This is a genomic window from Streptomyces kanasensis, assembly GCF_043077165.1.
Lineage (GTDB): Bacteria > Actinomycetota > Actinomycetes > Streptomycetales > Streptomycetaceae > Streptomyces > Streptomyces changanensis.
In genome coordinates, this window is the sequence record NZ_JBIBSF010000005.1 from 352,325 (window position 1) to 378,421 (window position 26,097).

The following is a 26,097-nucleotide window of genomic DNA, read 5'->3' on the forward strand; positions in this document are numbered from 1 at the left end:
GTTTCCCGCCATGACCTCGCAGAAGCCGACCCCCACTCCCAGTACCGCGCCGGCGGCCCCCGGTGCGGACCGCCGCCGCTGGTTCGCCCTGGCCATCGTCATGACCGCGGCCTTCATGGACCTCGTGGACGTGACGATCGTCAACATCGCCATCCCGGCGATCCAACGGGACCTCGGCGCGACCTTCGGCGCGATCCAGTGGATCACCGCCGGGTACGCGCTCGCCTTCGCGGCGGGCCTCATCACGGGCGGCCGGCTCGGCGACATCCACGGACGCAAGCGCCTGTTCCTGATCGGCGTCGGCGGCTTCACCCTCGCCTCCGCGCTCTGTGGGTTCGCCACCGGCCCGGACATGCTGGTCGCCTCGCGCATCCTGCAGGGCGGCACGGCGGCGCTGATGGTCCCGCAGGTCCTGTCGATCGTGCACGCCACCTTCCCCGCGCACGAGCGCGGCAAGGTCTTCGGCCTGTTCGGCGCGATCGTCGGCCTCGGCGCCGTGTCCGGTCCGCTGCTGGGCGCGCTGCTCACCCAGTGGGACCTGTTCGGCCTCGGCTGGCGGCCGATCTTCCTGATCAACCTCCCCGTCGGCCTGGCCGCGCTGCTCCTGGGCCGCGCCTACATCACCGAGTCGCGGGCGCCGCGCGCCCTGCGCCTGGACCTGCCGGGTGTCGTCGTCGCCATCGCCGCGATGCTGCTGGTCATGTACCCGCTGACGCGGGGCGCCGAGCTGGACTGGCCGGCCTGGTGCTTCGTCATGATGGCCGCCGCCGTCCCCGTCTTCGCCGCCTTCGTGGCCTACGAGCGGCACAAGGCGCGGCGGGACGGCTCGCCGCTCGTCGAGCTCTCCCTCTTCCGGGTCAAGAGCTTCGCGGCGGGCGTCGCCGTGCAGCTGACCTTCGGTATCGCGCTCGGCATCTTCTTCCTGGTCTGGACGCTGTACATGCAGCTCGGCCTCGGCTGGAGCGCGCTGCGCGCCGGACTGACGGGCGTGCCGTTCTCGATCGCCGTGTCGGTCGCGGCCGGGCTGTCCGTGCAGAAGCTCGTCCCCCGCTTCGGCCGCCGGGTGCTCCAGGCGGGCGCCCTGACGATGGTGGCCGGTATCGGTCTGTACGTATGGGAGGCCGAGCGGTACGGCATGGGCATAACGTCCTGGCAGATGGCGCTGCCGCTGGTCGTGATGGGCCTCGGCATGGGCCTCGTGGTCGCGCCGCTGACGGACGCGGTCCTGTCGGACGTGCCGCGGGAGCACGCCGGATCGGCGTCCGGGATCGTCAACTCGGTGATGCAGCTCGGCAACGCCCTCGGCCTCGGCCTCGTCTCGGTCGTCTTCGTCCCCGACGGGTTCGGACGGGCGGTGGCGGACGCCTTCACCGGCGCCTTGGGCTGGGTCGCGGCGGTACTGGCCGTGGTGTTCCTGGTGATGTTCGCGCTGCCGGCCCGACCGCGGCAGCACACGGAGGGCGGGGACGCCGACGAGCCGGGCGCGACCGTACCGGCCCCCGCCGGAGCAGCCCACGCGGACGCCGGCGCCGGCGCGGAGCCGGCGCTCGCCGCCCGCTGACCCCGCGACCGTTACGGTACGCACCACCTGTCGAGGCCCCGCCGGGCGACACCCGGCGGGGCCTCCGCGCGCCCCGCACCCCCGGCCGCCCCGCCCACACCCCGGCTCGGCCGCCCCGCCGCACGAGCCGCGTACGCACCCGGCCCCGTCCCGGCGCACCGTGTACCGGCCCGCACACCGCGTACCGGCCCCCGCTCCTACCCGCCGGTGTCGGGCGGCGCGTAGCGGAGGCCGCCACTCCGCGGATGTCCGAGTCTGCCCGAGTGGTGCCCGAATCTGTTTACTTCCCCGGCGTCGGCACGTAGCCTGCCTGCAGAACCACAGGTTCGGTCAAGAACGGAAGTCAACGGACATGTACGCACCCGAGCGCCAACAGGAGATCCTCCGCCTCGCCCGCGAGGGCGGCCGCGTCGACGTGCCCTCCCTGGCCGAGGAGTTCCAGGTCACCGCCGAGACCATCCGGCGCGACCTCAAGGCCCTCGACCGGGCCGGCCTCGTACGCCGCGTGCACGGCGGCGCCATCCCGGCGGGCCGTCTCGACTTCGAACCCGACCTCGCCGAACGCGAGTCGACCGCCGCCGACCAGAAGGACCGCATCGCCCGCGCGGCCCTCGCCGCACTCCCCGAGGAGGGCAGCGTCATCCTCGACGCCGGGTCCACCGTCGGGCGGATCGCGGCCGCCCTGCCCCTGGACCGGCCCCTCACCGTCGTCACCCACGCGCTGACGACCGCCGCCCGCCTCGCCGACCACCCGGGCATCGCCCTCCACCTCGTCGGCGGCCGCGTCCGGCACCGCACCCGCGCCGCCGTCGACGCCTGGGCCCTGCGCGCGTACGAGGAGATCCGCGCCGACGTCGTCTTCCTCGGCACCAACGGCTTCTCCCTCGCCCACGGCCTCACCACCCCCGACCTCGCCGAGGCCGCCGTGAAGCGCGCCGCCACCGGCGCCGCCCGCCGCGTCGTCCTCCTCGCCGACTCCGCCAAGCACGGCCAGGACCACTTCGCCCGCTTCGGCGACCTGACCGACGTCGACCTGCTCATCACCGACGAGGGGCTCGCCCCCCAGGACGCGGCCGCCATCGAGGCCGCGGGAACGGAAGTCGTCCGCGCATGATCCTCACCGTCACCCCCAACCCCTCCCTCGACCGGACCTACGAGGTCCCGGCCCTGGAGCGCGGCGAGGTGCTGCGCGCCACCGGGGAACGCGTCGACCCCGGCGGCAAGGGCGTCAACGTCTCCCGCGCCGTCGCCGCCGCCGGACACCGCACCCTCGCGATCGTCCCCCTCGGCGGCGCCCCCGGCGCCCTCGTCGCGGAACTCCTCGCCCGGCAGGAGATCCCCGTCGCCCCCGTGCGCCTCGGCGGCCACACCCGCTCCAACATCGCCGTCGCCGAACCCGACGGCACGCTCACCAAGATCAACGCACCGGGGCCGCGCCTCACCCCCGGCGAGTCCGAGGCGCTCCTCGCCGCCGTCGGCACCCACGCCCCCGACGCCGACTGGGTCGCCTGCTGCGGCAGCCTCCCCCAGGGCCTCGCCCCCGCCTGGTACGCCGACCTGGTCACCCGCGTCCACGGACACGGCTCCCGCACCGCCCTCGACACGTCCGGCCCCTCGCTGCCGGCGGCCCTGCGCGGCCGCCCCGACGTCGTCAAGCCCAACGCCCAGGAGCTCGCCGAGGCCGTCGGCCGCCCCCTCGCCACCGTCGGCGACGCGCTGAAGGCCGCCGACGAACTGCGCGCGGCCGGCGCGGGCGCCGTCCTGGCCAGCCTCGGCGCCGACGGCCAGCTCCTCGTCTGCGACACCGGTACCTGGTACGGGCACGCCCCGGTCAGCGTCGTCCGCAGCGACGTCGGCGCCGGGGACGCCTCCCTGGCCGGCTTCCTCGCGGCGGGCGGCCGGGGGCCGGAGGCCCTCGCGGCCGCCGTCGCCCACGGCGCCGCCGCCGTGCGCCTCCCCGGCAGCCAGATGCCCACCCCCGCCGACCTGGACCCGTCGGCCGTCACCGTGACCACCGACGTCCCCCTCGACCGCGCGCTCTCCGCGTGACGAGCTGAGCGAGAGGAGCCCGCGATGAGCGACATGATCACCGGCAGCCTGGTCGACCTCGACCTGGCCGCGCACACCAAGGAGGAAGCGGCCCGTTCGCTGGCCGCGCGCATGGCGGCCCTGGGGCGCGTCACCGACGTGGACGGCTTCCTCGCCGACGTGGCGGCCCGCGAGGCCCAGATGCCGACCGGCCTCGACGGCGGCATCGGCATCCCGCACTGCCGCAGCACCCACGTGACCGAGCCGACCCTCGCGTTCGGCCGCGCCCCCCACGGCATCGACTTCGGCGCCCCCGACGGGCCCGCGGACCTGATCTTCCTGATCGCGGCACCCGCCGGCGCCGACGACGCCCACCTGACGATCCTGTCGTCCCTGGCCCGCCGTCTGATGGACGAGCGGTTCACGACGGCGCTGCGCGCGGAGACGGACCCGGAGCGGGCGGCGGCACGCATACGCGGCGAGGAACCGCCCCCGGCGGGCGCCACCGCGGCGACCGACCACCGGGAAGGCGCGGACGCCCCGGGCACGGGCGGCACCGACGGGTCCGCCGGCACGGTCGGGCACGACGAGGGCGACGCTACGAACGGGTCCGACCGCACGGACGGGTCCGACGAGGGCGACCGTACGGACGGGTCCGACCGCACGGATGCGGGCGGCCGTACGGACGGGTCCGACCGCACGGATGCGGGCGACCGTACGGGCGCGGCGGACGGCACCGCTGCGGTGGACGGCAACGCCCCCGTGGACGGCACCACCCCGGTGGACGCCTCCACCCCCGTGGACGGATCGGGTGGCGTGGAAGGCCCAGGTGACCCACACGTCCCGGGTGGCGCGGCAGCCCCCGGCTCCGTCGCCGGAGCCCCCGGCGGGGCCGGTGCCCCCTTCCGTATCGTCGCCGTCACCTCCTGCCCCACCGGCATCGCGCACACCTACATGGCGGCGGAGGCCCTGGAACGGGCCGGACGGGACGCCGGGGTGGAGGTGACCGTCGAGACGCAGGGCTCGGCCGGCTTCACCCGCATCGACCCGGCCGTCATCGCCGCGGCCGACGGCGTGATCCTCGCCCACGACGTGCCGGTACGCGACCGGGAACGCTTCGCCGGCAAGCCGACCGTCGACGTCGGCGTGAAGGCCGGCGTCAACCGCGCCGCCGAACTGGTCGCGGAGCTCCGCGCCCTGGCGGAACACGGCGGAACGCCCACCCCCCACGGCACCCCGCGCGCCGCCTCGGCCGGTACGCCGGTCGGCCGGGCCGGCGAGCCCGGCGACGGCTACGGCACCAAGCTCCGCACGTGGCTCATGTCCGGGGTCAGCTACATGGTCCCCTTCGTCGCCGCGGGCGGCCTGCTCATCGCCCTGGGCTTCGCCCTCGGCGGCTGGGACATCGACAAGGCGCCGTCCGTCGCCGAACACTTCGCCTGGGGGCAGACGGACAGCTGGGCGGCCCTCATGTTCCAGACGGGCGGCCTGGCGTTCGGCTTCCTCGTCCCGGTCCTGGCCGGGTACATCGCGTACGGCATGGCGGACCGCCCCGGACTGGTGCCGGGCTTCGTCGGCGGGGCCGTCGCCCTCACCGTCGAGGCGGGGTTCCTCGGCGGCCTGGCGGCCGGCCTCCTCGCGGGCGCCGTCGTCCTGGCCGTCCAACGGCTGCGCGTCCCGCCCGCGCTGCGGGGCGTCATGCCCGTGGTGATCATCCCGCTGCTGGGGTCGGCGGTGGTCGGCTTCCTGATGTTCCTGGTGGTGGGCAAGCCGATCGCCACGCTCCAGAAGGCCCTCACGGAGTGGCTGTCCGGCCTGTCCGGCGCGAACGCCGTCCTCCTCGGCGCGCTGCTCGGCCTGATGATGTGCTTCGACCTGGGCGGCCCGGTCAACAAGGTCGCGTACGCCTTCGCCGTGGGCGGCCTCGCCACCCCGAACGACGGCTCCCTGAAGGTCATGGCCGCGGTGATGGCCGCCGGCATGGTGCCGCCGCTCGCGCTGGCGCTGTCCACCACCGTGCGCGGACGGCTCTTCACGAAGACGGAGCGCGAGAACGGCAAGGCCGCGTGGGTGCTGGGCGCGTCGTTCGTCTCCGAGGGCGCGATCCCGTTCGCGGCGGCCGACCCGCTGCGGGTCATCCCGTCGGTGATGGCGGGCGGCGCCGTCACGGGCGCCCTGTCCATGGCCTTCGGCGCCACCCTGCGCGCCCCGCACGGCGGCGTCTTCGTCGTCCCGCTGATCGGCAACGCCTTCCCGTACCTCCTGGCGATCGTCGCGGGCACGGCCGTCGGCGCGGCTCTGGTCATCCTCCTCAAGAGCGCCCGCAGGACCCCGGCGACCGGTACGTCCGCCGAGCCGACGGGCGGGACGGCCGGGGCGGGGCAGGAGGCGGCGGCGAGCTGACCGCCCTCGCGCGAGCCGGGACCCGCACCCACCGCGGGCCCCGGCCAAGCCCCGCGCTCCGGCCCCCGAGCCCCGGCCGAACCCGCGGTCCGGCCACGCCGCGGAGCCCCAGCGCGCCGGGGCCGCCCCCGACCCTCAGCGCACCCGGGCGCGTGACTCCATCGCCGTGCGCGCCGTCCGCTCGTCCTCGTACACCTCGCACATGTGACGGCCGTCCGGCGTCGCCGTGTGCTCGACCTCCCACACGCTCATCTCGCTCCCGTCCAGCAGCAGGAACGCGTGCTCGTACAGCGAGAACCCCGCGTCCCTGCCACCCGCCACACCGCACTGCCGGCCGAACACCTGCTGGATGTGGTGGGCGAACGCCCCGCGCAGCCGCGCCGCGACCGCCTCACCCGGCCGGTCGGCGTTCTCCGCGCGGCGCAGCACCCGGCGCGCGTGGTCCGCCGACTCGTCCGGCACGTACGTGCGCGGCGCGGGCGCCGGCGGGCGGACCAGAAGCGCGCTCAGCAGTTCCAGGTCCGCGTCGAGGTCGTCGTCCAGCGGATCGGCGACGGCCGCCACCTCGGGGAAACCAAGCGCCTCCGACAGGTGCGCCGCGGCCACCCGCACCTCCGCCTCGTCCACGTACAGCTCGTGGTGGTCCTCACCGTCCGCGCCGACGTGGTGGACCAGCTCCCACAGCGTCAGCGACGAACCGTCGGCCAGCAGGTACGTGTGCCGGTACGTCACACGGTGCAGTGCCGCGCTGTGGTGCGAGGCGTGCAGCGCGCTCGCGTGGGCCAGCGCCGACTGCAGCCGCTCGACCAGGGCATCGGGCAGGTCGAAGGAGTTGAGCGCCCGCCCCAGGAGTCGCTCGACGTGCGTCTCCGTGGTCTCGTACGGATCGTTCCGCTCGATCGGATCGTTCAAGATGGGTCTCCAGGCCGTCGCCGCGTGTTACTCGATGCTTGCTCAAGGTAGTGCCTCGGTACGACAACGCGTCCGGCTTCCACAAAACGAAGGGCGCACGAAGCGAGTTCCCGCGCGCCCCCCGCCGCACACATCAACGACCCGGTCCCACGGGCCCGTTCGACCCGCCGCGGCCATCCGCCCGGACCAGTCCCGGCAGAGCGCCGTACAGCTCCCCGTACGAGGGGAATTCCCCGCCCGGGCCCGCCGTACCCCGTGCCGCCAGCACCGCCCGGACGATCGCCCGGGCCACCACGTCCGCGGCCGCCGCCAGCACCCCGTTCAACGCCAGCGGATCGCGCCCCTCGGTGAGCGGGCGCACGCCGGTCGCCAGGGCGAACACCGTGTCCCCGTCGTTCAGCAGGTGCACCGGCCGCACGGCGCGCGCGATGCCGTCGTGCGCCGTGCCCGCGACCTTCTGCGCCTGAGCCCGGGTCAGCTCCGCGTCCGTACCCACCACGACCAGCGTCGTGTTCATCGGCGGCATGCCACTGCGCTCACGCGCCTCCGCGAGCCGCAGCGCCGCCGCCGCGCACACCTCGGGCGAAGGGTACGCGGGCGCGCCACCATGTGCGCCCCCCGCCGCGAAGGACGGATCACCGTACGCCCCGTACAACACCCCGGTCCCCGGATCAACCGGCGACCCCACACCGTTCGCCACCACCAGCGCCCCCACCGTCACCCCGGACCCCTCCAGCACCACGCTCGCCGAGCCCACCCCACCCCGGAACCCACCGACCACCGCACCCGTACCGGCCCCCACACACCCGCACACCACCGGCGCCCCCGGCTCGGTCGCCGCGGCCGCCTCCACCGCCGCCCGACCGGTCGTCGCATCCGGCCGCGCCCCCCAGTCGCCACCCCGCCCCAGGTCGAACAGACACGCCGCCGGCACCACCGGCACCACGTGCGTGGGCCCGAGCCCCACCCGCACGCCCCGCCCCCGCTCCTCCAGCCACGCCATCACCCCCGAGGCCGCCTCCAGCCCGAAGGCGCTGCCGCCGGTGAGGACCACGGCCTCGACCCGCTGCACCAGGTTGCGCGGGTCCAACGCGTCCGTCTCCCGCGTCCCCGGCCCGCCGCCGCGCACGTCGACGGCGGCGACGGCGCCGCCCTCCGGCGCCAGCACGACCGTCGTCCCGCTCAGCGCCCCGTCACCCGGCACCCGTGCGTGCCCGACCCGCAGCCCGGCCACGTCGGTCAGCCCGTCCGTCCGGCCCGCAGCCGTCCCCGCGGACCCGGCCACCGGATCCGCGGCCTCCTCGGCGGGCCCGCCCACCGGCCCCACGGGCCTCGCCGCGGGCCCGTCCGCCCTCCCCGCACCCCGGTCCACGGACCCTCCCTCAGGCCCGTCCGGAGACCCTCCCGCGGGCCCGTCCGCCAACTCTCCCCCAGGCCCGTCCGCGCCGTCCGCCCCGTGCCCCGTCACCCTCGCGTCGTCCATGCCCTCTGCCTAGCACGCGCGGATCCATGAGCGGCACCACGCCTGCACGGATCACGTCGAAGCACACCCGGGAGGGGGCCTCCCCCCCCGGCCCCCCTGCCCCCTCCCGCCCCGCCCCTTCCCCCGTCCGCCCACGTCCCTCCTTTCCCGCGCGTGCCGCCGCCGGCCGTCAGACCACGCCCGTCCGGTGTGTGGCCGTGCGGGCCGTCAGGGCCACGCCGGTGGCGACCGCGGCGGTCGCCACGAGGCCCGCGGCGAGTACCGCCCAGTCACCGGCGAACGTGCAGAGCAGCACTCCCAGTGCCGCGGTCGGCAGGACCAGCTGCTGCGCGATGCCGAACTTGAAGTACCGGGCGTGCAGCACCCACACCAGCAGCAGGTACAGGGCCGCCGGGATGGTCACCGCCGCGGCCGCCGCGGTGACCGAGATGTGGGCCTCGCCGACGGCCTGCTCCACCGCCACCTCGATGCCGGCGCCGACAGCAGCCGCCGTAGCGAAGATCAGGTAGTGCCCGTACCCCCACAGGAAGCCCCGCCCGGTGGTCCGCAGCCGTGCGTGCGCGGGGACGACGAAGTAGACCCACCAGGCGGCGAAGACCAGCAGCAGCCCGCCCACCGCGATCGGCAGCAGATCGTCCAGCGCGTCGTTCTCCGCCGCGCCCTCCTTCACGGCGACGGTCGCCGCCGCGATGCTCTCGCCGAGCACGATGATCGTGAACAGTCCGTACCGCTCCGCGATGTGGTGGGCGTGCCAGGCGGTGCTCCGTCCGCGTCCGCGCTCGGCGAGCAGCGGCACCGCCATCTCGGCGCACGCCATCACCAGGAACACCCAGGGCTTGGCCGCGCCCGGTGCGAAGAGCAGCGCACTCCACCCGGCCTGGCAGACCAGCACCCCGCCGGCGTACCGCAGGGCGGTGGTCCGCTCGGGGCCGGACGCGTGCCGGGCGGCGCGCAGCCACTGTGAGGCGAGCGCGACGCGCATCACCGCGTACCCCAGCCACACCAGGAAGAAGTCGTGGTCGGCGAACGCGTCGGAGATCCCGGCCGCGAGGATCAGGACGCCCGCGATCTGCAGGAGCGTCATGATCCGGTAGAGGGCGTCGTCGTTGTCGTAGGCCGAGGCGAACCAGGTGAAGTTCATCCACGCCCACCAGATGGCGAAGAACACCATGGCGTAGTCCCGGAGTCCCGCGCCCGCGTGTCCCTCGGCGACCGCGTGCACCAGTTGCATGCCGGCCTGCGCCACCGCGACGACGAAGCACAGGTCGAAGAAGAGTTCCAAGGGGGTGGCGGCGCGGTGTTCCTGGTCGCGGTCGCGTGCGACCAGTGGCCGCAGGGGTCGCGAGGGGCGGGTGGCGGGGGCGGGCTCGTGCGTCATGGGGGACAGCACAGCAGAGGGTGGACGCCCACGACGGCTGTGACGCGCTGCTCGGTGGGCGACGCGGCCGGTGGCGCCGGGCGTAGGCTGAACGTATGAGTACCGCCCCCGCCCCCGGACCGCGTGATGCGGAGAACCAGCCCGCGCCGAGGAAGACGCCGGCCCTGATCTTCGACGATCCGTTGGACCAGCAGTCCGCGGACGATACGGACCGTGGGTGGGGCGAGCGGGCTCCGGGTGGTGACGGCGGGGCCGCCGACCTGGCGCGCTTCCTCGACGAGAAGCCGCCGCACCACCTCTGAGCCACCGCGCCGACCGCCGTTACGGGGCGTGGACCCCCGACCGGCCGGCCGTCTCGCCGCCGCGCTGGGCGACGAGCAGCTCGCGGATGTCCTTGAGGACGTCCAGCTCCGTCACGTCCACGGCGTCCTGCGCGCCGTGCAGCTCCTTCTCCCGCGCGGCCTTGCGCGCCAGGTACTTGGCCATGGGCAGCACCATCAGGAAGTAGACCACCGCGGCCGTGATCAGGAAGCTGAGCGTCGCGCTGAGCACCGAGCCCCACAGGATGGCGACACCGTCGGTGACCTCGCCGCCCCGCACGGAGCAGGGACCCTTCAGACAGAACTGGTAGCTCTCCAGGTTCTGGGTGCCGAAGGCGCCGACGATGGGGCTGATGACCCCCTTCACGATGGTGTTCACGATGTTGGTGAACGCGGCACCGATGACGACGGCCACCGCGAGATCGACGACGTTCCCCCTCATCAGGAACGCCTTGAACCCCTCCAGCAGGCTGGTCCTGTTCTCCTGGCTCACTCCGGTGCCTTTCGTCGCGTGTCGTGTGGCGGAGCCATTACGCCGCGACCGGAGCGTGCCCGTCCAATCCGTACACACGGACCGGTGACACGGCGGGCCGACCGTACGGGAGGGACCTCGGGGCGGCGGAGCGGTCAGCACAGGGTCACCGTCAGCCGGGACGTGGCGGCCGCGGCCGCCAGCGCGGTCGCGGTCGGGCGCGGCACGGCCACGACGACCAGCGCGCCGCCGGCCGTCCCGCCGTCGGCCCACTCGCCTGCCGCCCCCGCCCCGTGCGCCGGCGCGCCCTCCGGGCGCGGTACCTCCGTCACGCGGACGCCCGACGCCACCACCCGGGCCGGGGGGCCGCCGTCCTCCGCCGCCGTGCCCGCGGCGGTGACGGGCGCGGCGATCACGTCCACCCGGTCGCCCGGGCGCAGCAGCCGCACCGTCTCCGCGTCCGCGATCCGTACCGGCGCGGACACCAGCGCCGCCCTGCCCGGTGCGCGCCCGCGCGGGCCGGGTCGTGCCGCGACGCGGACGGAGCCGGCCCGCCGGCGGTCCGCCGCGAGTGGCGGCCGGTCGGGGGGCGGAGCCGTGACCGCGACCGTGTGGGTGCTCTCCGGCGTCGGCCGTCCCGCCGCAGCCGGCTCCCGGAGCCCCGAGGCGGCCAGCGCGGCGGCCGTCATGGCGAGCCCGGCGGCCAGTGCCCGCCGTCTGCGCCGCACCCCGTACCGCCCGCCGCGCACCCGCACCGGGGCGAAGGGCGGCACCGCGGACGTCTCCGGCACCGACGCGACCGTCGGAGGCGGCGGAGAGACGGGAGGAGACGCGGGAGGAGCAGGGGGGAGCGGGGGCAGCGGGGGAGGAAGGCCGGGGAGGCGCGGGGGAGGAGTGGCTGGGGCACGGTCGGAAGGCCCGCGGGCCGGCGGCGTCCCCCCTGGGGCGCAGGACATCCCGGGACGGTGTGCCGGCGGCTGGGCCTGACGTTCGGCCGGGGGCTGCTCCTGCGGCCGGGGCGGCGTGGGCGGATGCGAGCGGGGACGGGAGGACGTCATGGCGGACACCACCTGTCGTGCGGGGGACTGTCGGCGGATCACCGACGCCCTCACCCTGCCGCGTTTCCGTCTGCCCCGCTCGGGCCTGTGGACAGGCGCCCTACCTGGGGAAAACTCGCTCACTCCACGGGTGGAACCGCGTTACCCACCGCCCACCGCCCACCGCCCGCACGCCCGCACGCGCTCGTCGGCGCGCCCGGCCCGGCCCGGGCAACAACCGTGATGCCCGGCGCATCACCCGCCCAGCCCGGCACCACCAGCCTCACCCGGGGCATCACCTGCCCCGTTCGGACGTCACCCGCACGCCCGGGCGCCGCCCGGGGCTCCGGGCACCTCCCGGTCCCCCCGAGCCGTCACGGCAGGGTGATGCCCAGGTTCCAGCCGTCGTGGGCGTGCGTGCACAGGCACCTGCGGTCCTCGGTCGCCGGCAACGCCCCGACCGCGTCGAACAGGACGGCCCGCAGACGCTCGACGTTCTCCCCGAACACCCGCAGGACGTCCGTGTGCGACACGCCGTCCCCCGTCTCGGCGCCCGCGTCGAGGTCCGTCACCAGGGCCATCGACGTGTAGCAGAGGCCCAGCTCGCGGGCGAGCACCGCCTCCGGGTGGCCGGTCATGCCGACGACGGACCAGCCCATGGCTGCGTGCCACCGCGACTCGGCGCGGGTCGAGAAGCGCGGGCCCTCCACGACGACCATCGTGCCGCCGTCCACCGCCGCCCACTCCCGGCCCCGCGCGGCCGTCAGCGCGGCCTCGCGCCCGTCGGGGCAGTAGGGGTCGGCGAAGGTCATGTGGACGACGTTCGGCACGGTGCCGTCCGGCAGCGGCTCGCCGTCGAAGTACGTCTGGACGCGTGCCTTCGTGCGGTCGACCAGCTGGTCGGGGACAAGCAGGGTGCCGGGCCCGTACTCGGCGCGCAGTCCGCCGACCGCGCACGGCCCCAGGACCTGGCGCACGCCGACGGAGCGGAGCGCCCACAGGTTGGCCCGGTAGTTGATGCGGTGCGGCGGCAGCCGGTGGTCGCGGCCGTGCCGGGGCAGGAACGCGACCCGGCGGCCGGCCACCTCGCCGAGGAACAGGGAGTCGCTGGGGCTGCCGTACGGGGTGCTGAGCTCGACCTCCGTCACGTCCTCCAGGAAGGAGTAGAAGCCGGACCCGCCGATCACGCCGATCTCTGCGTTCGTCGCCATGCGGCTCACCCTAGACGCGGCCCCCGAGCGCCCCGGAGCCACCCCCGGCACGCTGCAGGACACCCCTGCCCGCCCCCCGAAGCCCTCCAAGGCGCCCCGGCCCACCCCGAAGCGGGACCCCCACGACGCACGCCCTGCGGACGGCTCGGAAGCACCTCGGGGCGAGCCCGGCGGCCGGGCCCCGTTCCGGTCGCCCGCCCCGGGTACGCCGAAGGCCCCGCCGTACGGGACGGCGGGGCCTCGGGACGTGGTCAGGCCGCGGAGGTGCTGCTGCCGCCGCCCGTGCTCGACGCCGCCGGCTTGGCGCCCGAGGACGACGAGGACGAGGACGACGAGGACGAGGACGACGACGAATCGGACGACGAGGTCGACGCCGCGGAGGACGACGAGGAAGAGGACGCGGGCGAGCTGCTCGACGACGCGCCACGGCTGTCGTTGCGGTAGAACCCGGAGCCCTTGAAGACGATGCCGACGGCCGAGAACACCTTCTTCAGGCGTCCCTGGCAGCTCGGGCACTCGGTCAGGGCGTCATCGGTGAACTTCTGCACCGCCTCGAGGCCCTCGCCGCACTCGGTGCACTGGTACTGGTAGGTCGGCACTTGTCTTCCTCCTGGCACTCTCACTCGATGAGTGCTAACGACGAACAATAGTGACGCATTCCGTCGCGTCAGTCCACCGCCACGGGCACGCGGTGACCCATACCACGCGCGACGGTCCGGCCGGCGGGCCGGGCGACGAGCCGCGAGCGCAGCGCCACCAGGGTGACGAGGGCCAGGGCCGTACCGCCCAGCGGCACCAGGAAGCCGGCGGTCGAGCCGTACGCGTCGGCGAGCTGTCCCGCGACCGTCACGGCGGCGGCCTGGCCCAGCGCCACGGCGCCGGTCAGCCAGGTGAACGCCTCCGTACGGGCGGTGGCGGGCACCAGCGACTCGACGAGCGTGTAGCCGGTGATCAGGGCGGGCGCGATGCACAGGCCCACGACGAGGCCCAGCAGACCCAGCAGCACCACGGAGTGGGCGGTCCACAGCAGGGCGGCGGTCAGGGTCAGGGCGGTGTAGCCGACGATGAGGCGGCGGCGCGGGCCGGCCTTCCAGGCGATGGCGCCGACGGCCACGCCGGCCAGCATGTTGCCGGCGGCGAAGAGCCCGTACAGCAGGCCGTTGGCGCCCGGGTTGCCGATCTCCTCGGAGAAGGCGGTCAGGGAGACCTGCATGCCGCCGAAGACGGAGCCGATGCCGAGGAACGCCACGGCGAGCACCCGTACGCCGGGCACGGACAGCGCCGACACGCGCGCCGGGGAGCCGGCCTGCGAGGAGTGCGTCCCGTGCGCGGGCTGGGTGCGCTTCTGCGCGGCGAAGAGCAGACCGCCGACCAGGGTGAGGCCGGCCTCGGCGACCAGGCCGGCCGCCGGGTGCACGCCGGTGCACAGCGCCGTCGCCAGGACCGGGCCGACGACGAAGGTGAACTCGTCGGTGACGGACTCGAACGCCGCCGCCGTCGACATCAGCGGCGAACCCTCGAGCCGGGCGGCCCAGCGGGCCCGCACCATGGGGCCGATCTGCGGGACGGACGCGCCGCTGGGCACGGCCGCCGCGAACAGGGCCCACAGGGGCGCGTCCGCCAGCGCGAGGGCCGTCAGGAGGGAGACCGACGCGGCGTGCGCCAGGACACCGGGGAGGAGGACGGCGCGCTGGCCGAAGCGGTCCGCGAGCTTGCCGCTCTGGGGCGCGAACAGCGCCATGGACACGCCGGTGACCGCGGCGACGGCACCGGCGGTGCCGTACGAGCCGGTGGTGTGCTGGACCAGCAGGACGATGCCGATGGTGAGCATCGCGAAGGGCTGGCGTGCCGCGAAACCGGGCAGCAGGTACGTCCACGCGCCGGGTGTGCGCAGGAGCTGCCCGTATCCGGGACGCTTCACGGCGTCGTCGGAGGTGACCGTGGATGCCACGGCCCGTGCCTTTCTGCCGCCTGGTAGCGCTCCCCTGGGTGACGGGAGCCGCCGAGGGCTGTCCTCTTGCGCGGAAGCGCGGTAGATACCTGGGTCCCGCTGAGGGGGACCCGGCCGCCATACGGTCGCGCCAGCCCTGCGTCAGGCAGAGTTGGTCGATCAGTGTGCCTTCATGGTACAGGGCGGTGCTGGTGCGGCACCTGTGAAATGTGCGACGCGGTGGAGCGGCCCCTGTGATTCGGCGGGACGCTCGGACCGCACCCGCCGCCGGACGGGCGGCGGGCCGCCGGCGAGACGCCGCCCGCCACCCGACCGGACCGGCCGCCCTTCCCACGCCCCGCCCCACCCCGACGGGCGCCCACCCCGACGGGCGCCCACCCTTACGGGCACCCGCCCCGAGAGGCCCGCCTCCACGGGCGCCCGCCTTCCGGCGCCCGCCCTCCCGGTGTCCCGTTCCTGCGGCAGCGGCCCCGCCCTACGGGGTCCCGCCCGTGCCGAGCCAGCCCGCGAGCTTGCCGCCGCGGCCGACGGCCCGCAGCCGCCGTTCCGTCGCGTCCCGTACCTGGTCCGTCGCCACGACCAGCAGGTCGTCGCCGCGCCGGAGCACCGTCGCCGGGGACGGGACGAAGCTGCGCCCCTCCCGTACGACGAGGGTGACCGCGGCGCCCGGTGGCAGCCGCAGCTCCGCGACCTCCACGCCGTGCATCCGGGAGCGCTCCGGGATGGACAGCGACAGCAGGTGGCCGCGCAGCCGCTCCAGGGGGGCGGACTCCACGCCCAGGTCGGTGGCCCCGTCCTGGTCGCCGAGGCGCAGCGTCCTGGCCAGCCAGGGCAGCGTCGGCCCCTGCACGAGGGTGTAGACGACGACCAGCACGAAGACGATGTTGAAGACCTTCCGGCTGCCTTCGATCCCCGACACCATGGGGATGGTCGCCAGGATGATGGGCACCGCGCCGCGCAGCCCGGCCCACGACATCAGAGCCTGCTCCTGCCAGGGGATGCGGAACGGCACCAGGCTCAGCAGCACGGACACCGGGCGGGCCACGGCCGTCAGGACGAGTCCGATGGCGACCGCGGGCCAGAAGTCGTGGATGAGCTCGTGCGGGGTCACCAGCAGTCCCAGGAGGACGAACATCCCGATCTGGGCGATCCAGCCGAGTCCTTCGGCGAAGCCGCGGTTGGCCGGCTGGTGCGGCAGCTTCGCGTTGCCGAGGACCACGGAGGCCAGGTAGACGGCGAGGAAGCCGCTGCCGTGGGCGAGCGCGCCGGCCGCGTACGCGGTGACGGCGATGGCCATCACCGCGATCGGGTACAGGCCGGAGGCGGGCAGGGCGACGCTCTTCAGGCCGTACGCGCCGAGGAGGCCGACCGCGAGACCGATCGCCGCGCCTATGGCGAGTTCCAGCGCGATCTTCCCGACGAGGACGTACCAGCTGTCGACCGGGCCCGTCGTGGAGAAGGCGACGACGAGGATGACGACGGGGGCGTCGTTGAAGCCCGACTCGGCCTCCAGCGTGCCGGTCACCCGGCTCGGCAGGGGGACCTTGCGCAGGACCGAGAAGACGGCCGCGGCGTCCGTCGAGGAGACGACGGCGCCGATGAGCAGCGACTGCCGCCAGTCCAGGCCGACGAGGTAGTGCGCGGCGGAGGCCGTGATGCCCACGCTCACCGCGACGCCGACGGTCGACAGCGCGGTCGCCGCGGGCAGCGCGGGTCTGATCTGCTCCCATTTCGTCCCCAGGCCGCCCTCGGCGAGGATCACGACGAGCGCGCCGTAGCCGATGACCTGGGTGAGCTCGGCGTTGTCGAAGGTGATGTTGCCGATGCCGTCCTGGCCCATGGCGACACCGATGCCGAGGTACAGCAGCAGGCTGGGGAGGCCGCTGCGTGAGGAGACGCGCACCGCGACGACGGCGACGAGCAGCACGAGCGAGCCGATGAGCAGGAGTTCGTTGAGCTGGTGGACAGTCAGGGGCCGAACCTTCCGGAGAGTGTGCGTGCGCGGTCGTCTTCAGTTGTGCGCGGATGCAGTTGTGTGCGGGCCGGGCCCGGCTGTCCGGCCCGGCACGGCTGTCGGGCCCGGGTGCCGGAGTCCCGCACCCCGTGCGCCGGGCGGGATCACCGCCCCCGCGCGCGTGGTCGCGCCGAGGCCCGCGGGGGACCCGCCCCCGCGCGCGTGGTGCCGCCCGGCGAACCGTGCACCGGGATGCCGGTCCACCGGAGAGCCGGTCCGCCGGGGTGCCGGCAGCGGTCACGGGGCCGGGTCGCGGCGGGTACCGGAAACCGGCCACGAGGGCTGGTTCCGGCCGCCGATACCGGCACCGGGTGCCGCGGGCCGGTGACCACCGGAACGCGCCGGTCGGACCGCCCTGCCGGCGCCCCGGTCCGCCGGACCGTCGACTCCGTGGCGACATGCCCGGCATGTCCGGCTGTTCGACGGGTGCACGACGGCCAGTACTTCGTTACCTTACCTAATCTTTAACGTTTCCCTGACGCCTCCGTCGACACCCGTGGGCGGCCTCCTCACTGACACCGCGTCCGGACCGGCCGAGCGCTGCGCCTATGGTTGCTCCCAGCACTCCAGGACCAAGCCTGCGCCTCGAAGGACAGCGATGCCCGCCAACACCACCGTCTCTTCCCCCAAGAAGAAGGGGCGGCGTGCCCGCCTGCTCGTGATCGCCCTGGTGCTGGCGCTCGTCGCGGGCGTCGGTTACGGCGCCTACTGGGGCGTCAGCACCGTACGCGCGCCCTTCCCGCAGACCACCGGCACACTGCAGCTCGCCGGGCTCTCCGGGCCGGTCGACGTGAAGCGCGACGGCTACGGCGTCCCGCAGATCTACGCGTCGACCGACGCCGACCTCTTCCGGGCGCAGGGGTACGTCCAGGCGCAGGACCGGTTCTACGAGATGGACGTCCGCCGGCACATGACCGCGGGCCGCCTCTCCGAGATGCTCGGCAAGGACCTGGTCGACTCGGACGCCTTCCTCCGCACCCTCGGCTGGCACCGCGTGGCGCAGCAGGAGTACGACACGGTGCTGTCGGCCGAGACCAAGAAGAACCTCCAGGCGTACGCGGAGGGCGTCAACGCCTACCTCAAGGGCAAGGAGCCCGGAGACGTCTCCGTCGAGTACTCCGCCCTCGCGTTCTCGCACGACTACGCCATCGAGCCGTGGACGCCGGTCGACTCGATCGCCTGGCTCAAGGCCATGGCCTGGGACCTGCGCGGCAACATGCAGGACGAGATCGACCGCTCGCTGATGACGAGCCGCCTCAGCCCGCAGCAGATCGAGCAGCTGTACCCGGACTACCCGTACGCGCTGCACCGTCCGATCGTCGAGGGCTTCAAGGCGTCCGGTGACGGCGAGGGCGAGAGCGGCGGCGACGGCACCGGCTCCGACGGCTCCGGCGCCCAGGGCGGCTCCGGCGCCCAGGGCGGCCAGGGCTCCGGCTCCGGCTCCGCGGGCACCGGGGCGGGCGCGCTGAGCGGCTTCCAGAGCCAGCTCGCGGCCGTCTCCGACGCCCTGGCGGAGGTCCCCGCCCTCCTCGGCCCGAACGGCCACGGGATCGGCTCGAACTCCTGGGTCGTCTCCGGCAAGTACACGACCACCGGCAAGCCGCTCCTCGCGAACGACCCGCACCTGGCCCCGCAGCTGCCGTCCCTCTGGTACCAGATGGGCCTGCACTGCCGCGCCGTGTCCGACAAGTGCCGCTACGACGTCGCCGGCTACACCTTCGCCGGCATGCCCGGCGTGATCATCGGCCACAACCAGGACATCGCCTGGGGCTTCACCAACCTCGGCGCCGACGTCACCGACCTGTACCTCCAGAAGGTCACCGACCGCGGGTACCTGCGCGGCACCAAGGAGGTGCCGTTCGAGACCCGTGAGGAGGTCATCCGGGTCGCGGGCGGCAGCAGCCGCACCATCACCGTGCGCACCACCAACAACGGCCCCCTCATCTCCGACCGCAGCGGCGAGGCGGAGAAGGTCGGTCAGAAGGCCCCCGTCACCAACTCCGCGCCCGACCGCGGCGACGGCTACGCGGTGGCCCTGCGCTGGACGGCCCTCGACCCGGGTCGCTCGATGGACGCGGTGTTCAAGCTGAACCGCGCCCGCGACTTCAAGGAGTTCCGCGACGCCGCCCGCGACTTCGAGGTGCCGTCCCAGAACCTGATCTACGCCGACGCCAAGGGCGCCGAGGGCCACATCGGCTACCAGGCCCCGGGCAGGATCCCCGTCCGCTCCGAGAAGCACGACGGCACCCTCCCGGCCCCCGGCTGGGACGCCGCGTACGACTGGAAGAAGGACTTCGTCCCCTTCGACGAGCTGCCGTACGAGCAGGACCCGGCGCGCGGCTACATCGTCACCGCGAACCAGGCCGTCGTGAACGCCGGGGACTACCCGCACCGCCTCACCGAGGACTGGGGCTACGGCTCCCGCAGCCAGCGGATCAACGACCTCATCGAGTCGAAGACCAAGGACGGCGGGAAGATCTCGACCGACGACATGCGCACCATGCAGATGGACAACAGCAGCGAGATCGCCAAGCTGCTGACGCCGCTCCTGCTGAAGATCGACGTCTCGGACCCGTACGTCCGCGAGGCGCAGAAGCTGCTGGAGGGCTGGGACTACACGCAGGAGGCGGACTCCGCGGCCGCCGCCTACTTCAACGCCGTCTGGCGCAACGTCCTCAAGCTGGCCTTCGGCGACAAGCTCCCCAAGGAGCTGCGCGTCAAGGGCGAGTGCCTCAACGTGGCGCCGGCCGACCCGAACGTCCCGGAGGACCAGCGCGACCGGCTCGTGCGCGAGTGCGGCCAGCGGGACGCGGACCAGGCGCAGCCCGACGGCGGCGACCGCTGGTACGAGGTGGTCCGCCCGCTCCTGAAGGACGAGGCGAACCCGTGGTGGCACACCCCGGCCAACCGTCTGGACGCCGCGACGCAGACCCGTGACCAGCTGCTGGCCCGTGCCATGAAGGACGCCCGGTGGGAGCTGACCGCCGAGCTCGGCAAGGACGTCTCCACCTGGAGCTGGGGCCGGCTGCACCAGCTGAACCTGCGCAACCAGACGCTCGGCACCGGCGGTCCCGGGGTCGTGAAGTTCATGCTGAACCGCGGCCCGTGGAACCTCGCGGGCGGCGAGGCGGCCGTCAACGCCACGGGCTGGAACGCCGCGGGCGGCTACGAGGTCGTCTGGGTGCCGTCCATGCGGATGGTCGTGAACGTCGGCGAGTGGGACAAGTCCCGCTGGATCAACCTCACCGGCGCCTCCGGTCACGCCTACCACCCGCACTACACGGACCAGACCGACCTGTGGGCGAGGGGCGAGCTCCTCGACTGGCCGTTCAGCGACGCGGCGGTCGACGCGCGGAAGGCCGACCACCTGGTCCTCAAGCCGTGATCAGGCACCCCGGGGCGGGCCGCTGAGGCGCCGTACGCCCCCGGGGGTCACCACCGCGTGCACGGGGTGGTCGTGCGGTTCCTCCGGGACCCGGGCGACCACCTCGTGCGCGTAGAGGAGGACGACGAGCGCCGGATCCGCGCCCGCGCCCGCCAGGCGGGCCAGCACCCGGTCGTACGAGCCGCCGCCCCGGCCCAGCCGCATGCCCCGGGCGTCCACGGCGAGGCCGGGGAGCAGCACCGTGTCGGCCGCCACGACGGCGTCCGGGCCGAGGCGGGGCCCCGAGGGCTCCAGCAGCCCCAGGCGGGCCCGTACGAGGCCGTCGGGGCCCTCGTACACGGCCCAGTCCAGGTCGTTGTCGGCCATCAGTACGGGCAGCAGCACCCGCACCCCCCGCGCGCGCAGTGCGTCGAGCAGCGCGCGGGTGCCGGGTTCGCGCCCGACGGAGACGTACGCGGCCACGGTCCCGGCCCGCGCCAGCTCGGGCAGCTCCAGCGCGGCGTCGGCCAGCTCGGCGGCGGCCCGGCGGACGTCCTCGGTCGTCAGCAGCGTCCGCGCGGCGAGCAGTTGCCGCCGCAGCCCCGCCTTGTCCGGCGCCGGCCCCGGTCCGGCCGCCTCCGGTTCCCCGGCCCACCGCGCCCCGCCACCGGTCGCCGTCGCCCGCTCCTCCGCCACCACGTCGCCCCACCAACCTCTCAAAAGTCCTGTAAAGCCCCATATGAGGAGGAAGGTAATCCAAGGCTCATCTTCCTCCCATACCAACCGGATATGGTGCTCGGCATGACTCAGTCGCACCCCGGGATCAGCAAGGCTGTCATCCCCGCCGCGGGACTCGGCACCCGGTTCCTGCCTGCCACGAAGGCCACTCCCAAGGAGATGCTGCCCGTCGTCGACAAGCCCGCCATCCAGTACGTGGTGGAGGAGGCGGTGGGCGCGGGGCTGCACGACGTGCTGATGGTCACGGGCCGCAACAAGCGTCCCCTGGAGGACCACTTCGACCGGAACTACGAGCTGGAGGAGGCGCTGTACCGCAAGGGCGACGACGAGCGCCTGGACCGGGTCAGGGCCTCGAACGACCTCGCGACCATGCACTACGTCCGGCAGGGCGACCCGCGCGGCCTCGGCCACGCCGTGCTGTGCGCCGCCCCGCACGTGGGCGACCAGCCGTTCGCCGTGCTCCTCGGCGACGACCTCATCGACCCCCGGGACGCGCTGCTCTCCCGCATGATCGAGGTCCGGGAGCGCGAGGGCGGCAGTGTCGTCGCCCTCATGGAGGTCGACCCCGCGCAGATCCACCTCTACGGCTGCGCCGCCGTCGAGCCCACCAACGAGGCCGACGTGGTCCGGGTGACGGACCTCGTGGAGAAGCCCGACCGGGCGGACGCCCCCAGCAACTACGCGATCATCGGCCGGTACGTCCTGGACCCGGCCGTCTTCGGGATACTGCGCGAGACCCGCCCCGGCCGCGGCGGCGAGATCCAGCTGACGGACGCCCTGCACAAGCTCGCCGTCGACCAGGGCCCGGGCGGCCCCGTCCACGGGGTGGTCTTCAAGGGCCGTCGGTACGACACCGGGGACCGCGCCGATTACCTGAGGGCCATTGTCAGACTCGCGTGCGAACGTGAGGATCTGGGACCGGAGTTCCGATCCTGGCTCCGCCGCTACGTCACCGAGGAGATGCAGACCCCGTGAGCCCACAGAGCGCGGAGAGGACCGTCTGGTCGGTGGACGAGCACCTGGAGGACGTGCTCGCCGCCGTGCGTCCGCTCGACCCCATCGAGTTGCGGCTGCCCGACGCCCAGGGATGTGTGCTCGTCGAGGACGTCACGGTGCCCGTCGCCCTGCCGCCCTTCGACAACAGCTCCATGGACGGCTACGCGGTGCGCGTCGCCGACGTCGCCGGGGCCAGCGAGGAGTACCCCGCGGTGCTCACGGTCGTCGGGGACGTCGCGGCCGGCGGCGAGGAGCCGCCCCCCGTCGGCCCCGGCCAGGCGGCCCGCATCATGACGGGCGCCCCGCTCCCGCCCGGCGCCGAGGCGGTCGTCCCGGTCGAGTGGACCGACGGCGGTGCCGGCGCCGGCGCCGCCACCACCATGCGCGCGGCGAGCGCCGCCCCCGAGGGCGCGAGCGGCGAGGTCCGCGTCCACCGCCCCGCCGGGCCGCGTGCCCACGTCCGCGCGCGCGGCAGCGACGCCGCCGCCGGTGCTCTCGCCCTCCCCGCCGGCACGGTCCTCGGCCCGCCCCAGATCGGCCTGCTCGCCGCCATCGGCCGCGCCACGGTCCGCGTCCGGCCCCGCCCGCGCGTGGTCGTGCTGTCCACGGGCAGCGAGCTGGTCCAGCCCGGCGAGGAGCTCGGCCCCGGCCGGATCTACGACTCCAACAGCTTCGCCCTGGCCGCCGCCGCCCGCGACGCCGGCGCCATCACCTACCGCGTGGGAGCCGTCACCGACGACGCCGACACCCTCCGCGCGACGATCGAGGACCAGCTGGTCCGCGCCGACCTCCTGGTGACCACGGGCGGCGTCAGCGTCGGTGCGTACGACGTGGTCAAGGAGGCCCTGTCGGCGGCGTCCGACGCGGACGAGCCGGGCAGCGGCGTCGAGTTCCGCAAGCTCGCCATGCAGCCGGGCAAGCCCCAGGGGTTCGGCACCGTCGGCCCCGACCACACCCCGCTCCTCGCCCTCCCGGGGAACCCGGTCTCCTCGTACGTCTCCTTCGAGCTGTTCGTCCGGCCCGCCATCCGCGCCCTCATGGGCCTGCCGGACCTGCACCGCCCGCGCGTGCGCGCCGCCCTCAGCGCGGACGGACCGCTGACGTCCCCGGCCGGCAAGCGCCAGTTCCTGCGCGGGACGTACGACGCCGCGGCGGGTACCGTCACTCCTGTGGGAGGTGCCGGGTCGCACCTGGTCGCCGCCCTCGCGCGGGCCGACGCGCTCCTCGTCGTCCCCGAGGACGCCACGAGCGTGGAGCCCGGCGCGGAGCTGGAGGTGGTGCTCATCGGCTGAGCCGGCGGCCCACCGGCCGCGGCCGTGGCGGTACGGTGTCTGCCGCCGTGCCGACAAGACAACCGGCGCCAGGATCGCGAGGCGGAGTGCAGTGAGTACGCAAGGCAGCCTGACCCACATCGACGAGGCGGGCGCGGCCCGCATGGTGGACGTCTCCGGGAAGGACGTCACGACGCGCACCGCCCGCGCCACCGGTCGCGTCCTGGTCTCCCCGCGGGTGGTGGAACTGCTGCGCGGCGGGGGCGTGCCGAAGGGCGACGCCCTCGCGACGGCCCGCATCGCCGGGATCATGGGCGCCAAGCGCACCCCCGACCTGATCCCGCTGTGCCACCCGCTCGCCGTCTCCGGCGTCACGGTCGACCTGTCCGTCGCCGACGACGCCGTGGAGATCGCCGCGACCGTCCGCACCACCGACCGCACCGGCGTCGAGATGGAGGCCCTCACCGCGGTGTCCGTGGCGGCCCTCACCGTCGTCGACATGGTCAAGGCGGTCGACAAGTCGGCCGTCATCACCGATGTGCGGGTGGAGGAGAAGACGGGCGGCAAGTCCGGGGACTGGAGCCGGGCGTGACGTACCGGGCCCTGGTGATCACCGCGTCCAACCGCGCCTCCGCCGGGGTGTACGAGGACCGGGGCGGGCCCATCCTCGTCGAGGGCCTCGCCGCTCTCGGCTTCGCCGTCGACGGCCCGCGGGTCGTCCCCGACGGCGACCCCGTCGAGGCGGCCCTGCGCGACGGGATCGGCGCCGGGTACGACGTGATCCTCACGACCGGCGGCACCGGTCTGTCGCCCACCGACGCCACCCCCGAGGCCACCCGTCGCGTCATCGACCACGAGGTGCCCGGCATCCCCGAGGCCATCCGCGCCCACGGCCGCGCCAAGGTCCCCACGGCGGCGCTCTCCCGTGGTCTGGCGGGCGTCGCGGGCCGCACCCTCGTCGTCAACCTGCCGGGCTCCACCGGCGGCGTCCGGGACGGGCTCGCGGTCCTCGGGGACCTCCTCGTCCACGCCGTGGACCAGCTGCGCGGCGGCGACCACCCGAGACCCGCGTCATGAACCCCGCCTGGCCCGCGTCGCTCGCCGACGGCGACGTGGTGCTCCGCCCGATAAGGGCCCGCGACCAGAAGGCGTGGCGCGAGGTCAACCGGCGCAACCGCGACTGGCTGCGCCCCTGGGAGGCCACCGTCCCGCCGCCCGCGCCGGGCTCGCCCCCCGTCCAGCGCCCCACCTACCGGCAGATGGTCCGCCACCTGCGGGCCGAGGCCAACGCCGGCCGGATGCTGCCGTTCGTCATCGAGTACCGGGGCCGGCTCGTCGGCCAGCTGACCGTCGCCGGCATCACCTGGGGTTCCATGTGCTCCGGGCACGTCGGCTACTGGGTCGACCAGGAGGTGGCCGGCCGCGGGGTGATGCCGACGGCGGTCGCCCTCGCCGTCGACCACTGCTTCCGCTCCGTCGGACTGCACCGGATCGAGGTGTGCATCCGCCCCGAGAACGGGCCCAGCCGGCGCGTCGTGGAGAAACTCGGATTCCGCGAGGAGGGCGTGCGCCCGCGCTACCTGCACATCGACGGCGCGTGGCGTGACCACCTCGTCTTCGCCCTCACCGCCGAGGAAGTCCCCGAAGGGCTGGTGCGGCGCTGGCACAGGTCACGGCGCGAACACCAGAAGAAATAATTCATTTGTTCGAATACCAAGCCGGTCGAGCAGAATCGGTCTGATCAATCACAAAAAATGTCAGTGATATCAGCCAGATCGTGCGACACACCGGCCCAATTGGCGGATGCCCCCGCGCGAAGACCTCTACCGTGTGAGATGTGAGCAGCAGCGGCCTCATCTACGCAGTCATCGTCGGAGCCTGGGCCGCCTACCTGGTGCCGATGTGGCTCCGCAGGCAGGACGAGCTGAACGAGGCTCGACCGACGGAACGCTTCAGCACCGCCATCCGGCTCCTGTCCGGACGGGCGGCGATGGAGCGCCGGTACGCCAAGGAGCTGCGCGCGCGCGCCGACGAGGACCGGCGGGTGCCCGACGTGGACCCGGACGCCGAGACCGAGCAGATCGACTCGGTCGACGTCCGGGCCTTCGCCGCGCCCCCGGACCACACCGAGGCCCGCCTCGAACTCCCGGGCGCCGCCGCGGCAGCCCCGGCCGCGCCGTCCGCGGGCGCGCCCGCGGGTGCCCGCCGGCCGGCCGGCCCCGCCGTGAGCCGGGCCGCCGCCGAACGCGCCCGCCGCTCCCGCGTCCTCGCCCGCCGGCGCCGCACGACGGTCCTCCTCTTCCTCGCCTTCACGGTCGGCACCGTCGCCGCGGCCGTCGGCGGCCTCGCCTTCCTCTGGGCGCCCGCCGCCCCCGCCGCCCTGCTCAGCGGCTACATCGCCTACCTGCGCCGCCAGGAGCGCCGCCGCTTCGTCTACGTGATGGACCGGCGCCGCGCCGAGGCCGCCGCCCAGCGGCTGCGCGAGAACCGCCCCCGCCGCGGCCGGCCCGCCGCGCCGCACCAGGACGACGAGGCCCCCGCGCACCCCGAGCCCACCCCGTCGGTCTCCCCGGCGGAAGCCGGCCGCCGCGCGCTCGTCGAGCAGACCGACCACGCCGAGTGGGTCGACCAGCAGCGCGAGCGCGGCCCGGCCCGCGGCGACAGCTGGGACCCCGTCCCGGTGCCCCTCCCCACGTACGTCACCGCCCCGGTCGCCCCGCGCGCCACGGGCGGCGTCGACGTCACCGACCCGGAGACCTGGAGCGCCGCCCGCTCCTCCCCGGCGGAGCCCACCCCGCCCCCGCCCACCCGCCAGAACCCCAACCCGTCCCCGACGGCCCCCCGCCGCCCCCGCGACCACGGCCGCACCCCGCTCTTCGACCAGTACGCGGACGACGACCGCCCCCGCGCGGCCAACGAGTGACCCCGACCCACCGCCCCGGGCCACCCGCCGGACAA

Annotated in this window: 22 protein-coding genes; 12 read left to right on the plus strand and 10 right to left on the minus strand. The window is 74.7% G+C overall.

Going from position 1 to position 26,097, the window contains the following annotated elements:
• The first annotated feature begins 10 nt into the window (after positions 1-10).
• The 4 genes from ACF053_RS15595 to ACF053_RS15610 all read left to right on the plus strand — a co-directional run bounded on the left by ACF053_RS15595 (position 11) and on the right by ACF053_RS15610 (position 5,992).
• On the plus strand, positions 11-1,561 hold the full coding sequence (locus ACF053_RS15595; RefSeq protein WP_391954375.1) for an MFS transporter: 1,551 nt from the start codon (positions 11-13) through the stop codon (positions 1,559-1,561).
• Positions 1,562-1,913: 352 nt separating this feature from the next.
• A complete protein-coding gene (locus ACF053_RS15600) occupies positions 1,914-2,675 on the plus strand; it encodes a DeoR/GlpR family DNA-binding transcription regulator (RefSeq protein ID WP_391954376.1) in 762 nt (253 codons plus the stop codon).
• Positions 2,672-3,610 (plus strand): 1-phosphofructokinase, encoded by a 939-nt coding sequence (gene pfkB, locus ACF053_RS15605; RefSeq protein WP_391954377.1) that lies wholly within the window; start codon positions 2,672-2,674, stop codon positions 3,608-3,610. The genes ACF053_RS15600 and pfkB overlap by 4 nt, the downstream gene beginning before the upstream one ends.
• A gap of 24 nt (positions 3,611-3,634) precedes the next feature.
• Positions 3,635-5,992: a fructose-specific PTS transporter subunit EIIC gene (locus tag ACF053_RS15610; protein WP_391954378.1), complete on the plus strand. Its 2,358-nt coding sequence runs from the start codon at positions 3,635-3,637 to the stop codon at positions 5,990-5,992.
• 135 nt (positions 5,993-6,127) lie between these two features.
• Here the strand turns inward: ACF053_RS15610 and ACF053_RS15615 are convergent, their stop codons facing one another.
• The 3 genes from ACF053_RS15615 to ACF053_RS15625 all read right to left on the minus strand — a co-directional run bounded on the left by ACF053_RS15615 (position 6,128) and on the right by ACF053_RS15625 (position 9,765).
• On the minus strand, positions 6,128-6,904 hold the full coding sequence (locus tag ACF053_RS15615) for a DUF6227 family protein (RefSeq protein ID WP_391954379.1): 777 nt from the start codon (positions 6,902-6,904) through the stop codon (positions 6,128-6,130).
• Between the two features lie 133 nt (positions 6,905-7,037).
• The gene (locus ACF053_RS15620) at positions 7,038-8,189 is read right to left on the minus strand and encodes a P1 family peptidase (RefSeq protein ID WP_391954380.1); all 1,152 of its coding nucleotides are present in this window, start codon (positions 8,187-8,189) and stop codon (positions 7,038-7,040) included.
• Between the two features lie 367 nt (positions 8,190-8,556).
• Positions 8,557-9,765: a low temperature requirement protein A gene (locus ACF053_RS15625; RefSeq protein ID WP_391954381.1), complete on the minus strand. Its 1,209-nt coding sequence runs from the start codon at positions 9,763-9,765 to the stop codon at positions 8,557-8,559.
• A gap of 95 nt (positions 9,766-9,860) precedes the next feature.
• On the opposite strand from ACF053_RS15625, the gene ACF053_RS15630 reads away from it, so the two are divergent.
• Entirely contained in the window at positions 9,861-10,067 is a 207-nt protein-coding gene (locus ACF053_RS15630; protein WP_391954382.1) for a hypothetical protein, read from the plus strand.
• Between the two features lie 19 nt (positions 10,068-10,086).
• Here the strand turns inward: ACF053_RS15630 and mscL are convergent, their stop codons facing one another.
• The 6 genes from mscL to ACF053_RS15660 all read right to left on the minus strand — a co-directional run bounded on the left by mscL (position 10,087) and on the right by ACF053_RS15660 (position 16,683).
• Positions 10,087-10,578, minus strand: coding sequence for a large conductance mechanosensitive channel protein MscL (gene mscL / locus ACF053_RS15635; protein WP_391954383.1), 492 nt, complete (start codon positions 10,576-10,578; stop codon positions 10,087-10,089).
• Between the two features lie 134 nt (positions 10,579-10,712).
• Positions 10,713-11,348: an RcpC/CpaB family pilus assembly protein gene (locus tag ACF053_RS15640; protein WP_391954384.1), complete on the minus strand. Its 636-nt coding sequence runs from the start codon at positions 11,346-11,348 to the stop codon at positions 10,713-10,715.
• Positions 11,349-11,968: 620 nt separating this feature from the next.
• Positions 11,969-12,805 carry an S-methyl-5'-thioadenosine phosphorylase gene (locus tag ACF053_RS15645; protein WP_391954385.1) on the minus strand — a complete coding sequence of 279 codons (837 nt, stop codon included), beginning with the start codon at positions 12,803-12,805 and terminating at the stop codon, positions 11,969-11,971.
• A gap of 251 nt (positions 12,806-13,056) precedes the next feature.
• Positions 13,057-13,404, minus strand: coding sequence for an FmdB family zinc ribbon protein (locus tag ACF053_RS15650; protein ID WP_391954386.1), 348 nt, complete (start codon positions 13,402-13,404; stop codon positions 13,057-13,059).
• Positions 13,405-13,472: 68 nt separating this feature from the next.
• The gene (locus ACF053_RS15655; protein WP_391954387.1) at positions 13,473-14,756 is read right to left on the minus strand and encodes an MFS transporter; all 1,284 of its coding nucleotides are present in this window, start codon (positions 14,754-14,756) and stop codon (positions 13,473-13,475) included.
• Between the two features lie 475 nt (positions 14,757-15,231).
• A complete protein-coding gene (locus ACF053_RS15660; protein WP_391954388.1) occupies positions 15,232-16,683 on the minus strand; it encodes a potassium/proton antiporter in 1,452 nt (483 codons plus the stop codon).
• Positions 16,684-17,368: 685 nt separating this feature from the next.
• On the opposite strand from ACF053_RS15660, the gene ACF053_RS15665 reads away from it, so the two are divergent.
• Positions 17,369-20,155, plus strand: a complete 2,787-nt coding sequence (locus ACF053_RS15665; protein ID WP_391954389.1) for a penicillin acylase family protein — start codon at positions 17,369-17,371, stop codon at positions 20,153-20,155.
• Here ACF053_RS15665 and ACF053_RS15670 read toward each other — a convergent pair whose 3' ends face one another.
• Positions 20,156-20,734 (minus strand): 5-formyltetrahydrofolate cyclo-ligase, encoded by a 579-nt coding sequence (locus ACF053_RS15670; protein WP_391954516.1) that lies wholly within the window; start codon positions 20,732-20,734, stop codon positions 20,156-20,158.
• 201 nt (positions 20,735-20,935) lie between these two features.
• Between ACF053_RS15670 and galU the strand changes: the two genes are divergently transcribed.
• The 6 genes from galU (at position 20,936) to sepX (ending at position 26,062) form a co-directional block, all read left to right on the plus strand.
• Entirely contained in the window at positions 20,936-21,847 is a 912-nt protein-coding gene (gene galU, locus ACF053_RS15675) for a UTP--glucose-1-phosphate uridylyltransferase GalU (protein ID WP_391954390.1), read from the plus strand.
• Positions 21,844-23,160, plus strand: coding sequence for a molybdotransferase-like divisome protein Glp (gene glp, locus ACF053_RS15680; RefSeq protein ID WP_391954391.1), 1,317 nt, complete (start codon positions 21,844-21,846; stop codon positions 23,158-23,160). Before galU ends, glp begins: the two co-directional genes overlap by 4 nt.
• Positions 23,161-23,251: 91 nt before the next feature.
• On the plus strand, positions 23,252-23,731 hold the full coding sequence (moaC, locus tag ACF053_RS15685) for a cyclic pyranopterin monophosphate synthase MoaC (protein ID WP_391954392.1): 480 nt from the start codon (positions 23,252-23,254) through the stop codon (positions 23,729-23,731).
• Positions 23,728-24,216, plus strand: coding sequence for a MogA/MoaB family molybdenum cofactor biosynthesis protein (locus tag ACF053_RS15690; protein WP_058941760.1), 489 nt, complete (start codon positions 23,728-23,730; stop codon positions 24,214-24,216). Before moaC ends, ACF053_RS15690 begins: the two co-directional genes overlap by 4 nt.
• Complete coding sequence (locus ACF053_RS15695; protein WP_391954393.1) at positions 24,213-24,836, plus strand: GNAT family N-acetyltransferase; 624 nt, start codon at positions 24,213-24,215, stop codon at positions 24,834-24,836. The genes ACF053_RS15690 and ACF053_RS15695 overlap by 4 nt, the downstream gene beginning before the upstream one ends.
• 140 nt (positions 24,837-24,976) lie before the next feature.
• Complete coding sequence (gene sepX, locus ACF053_RS15700; protein ID WP_391954394.1) at positions 24,977-26,062, plus strand: divisome protein SepX/GlpR; 1,086 nt, start codon at positions 24,977-24,979, stop codon at positions 26,060-26,062.
• Positions 26,063-26,097: the final 35 nt, after the last annotated feature.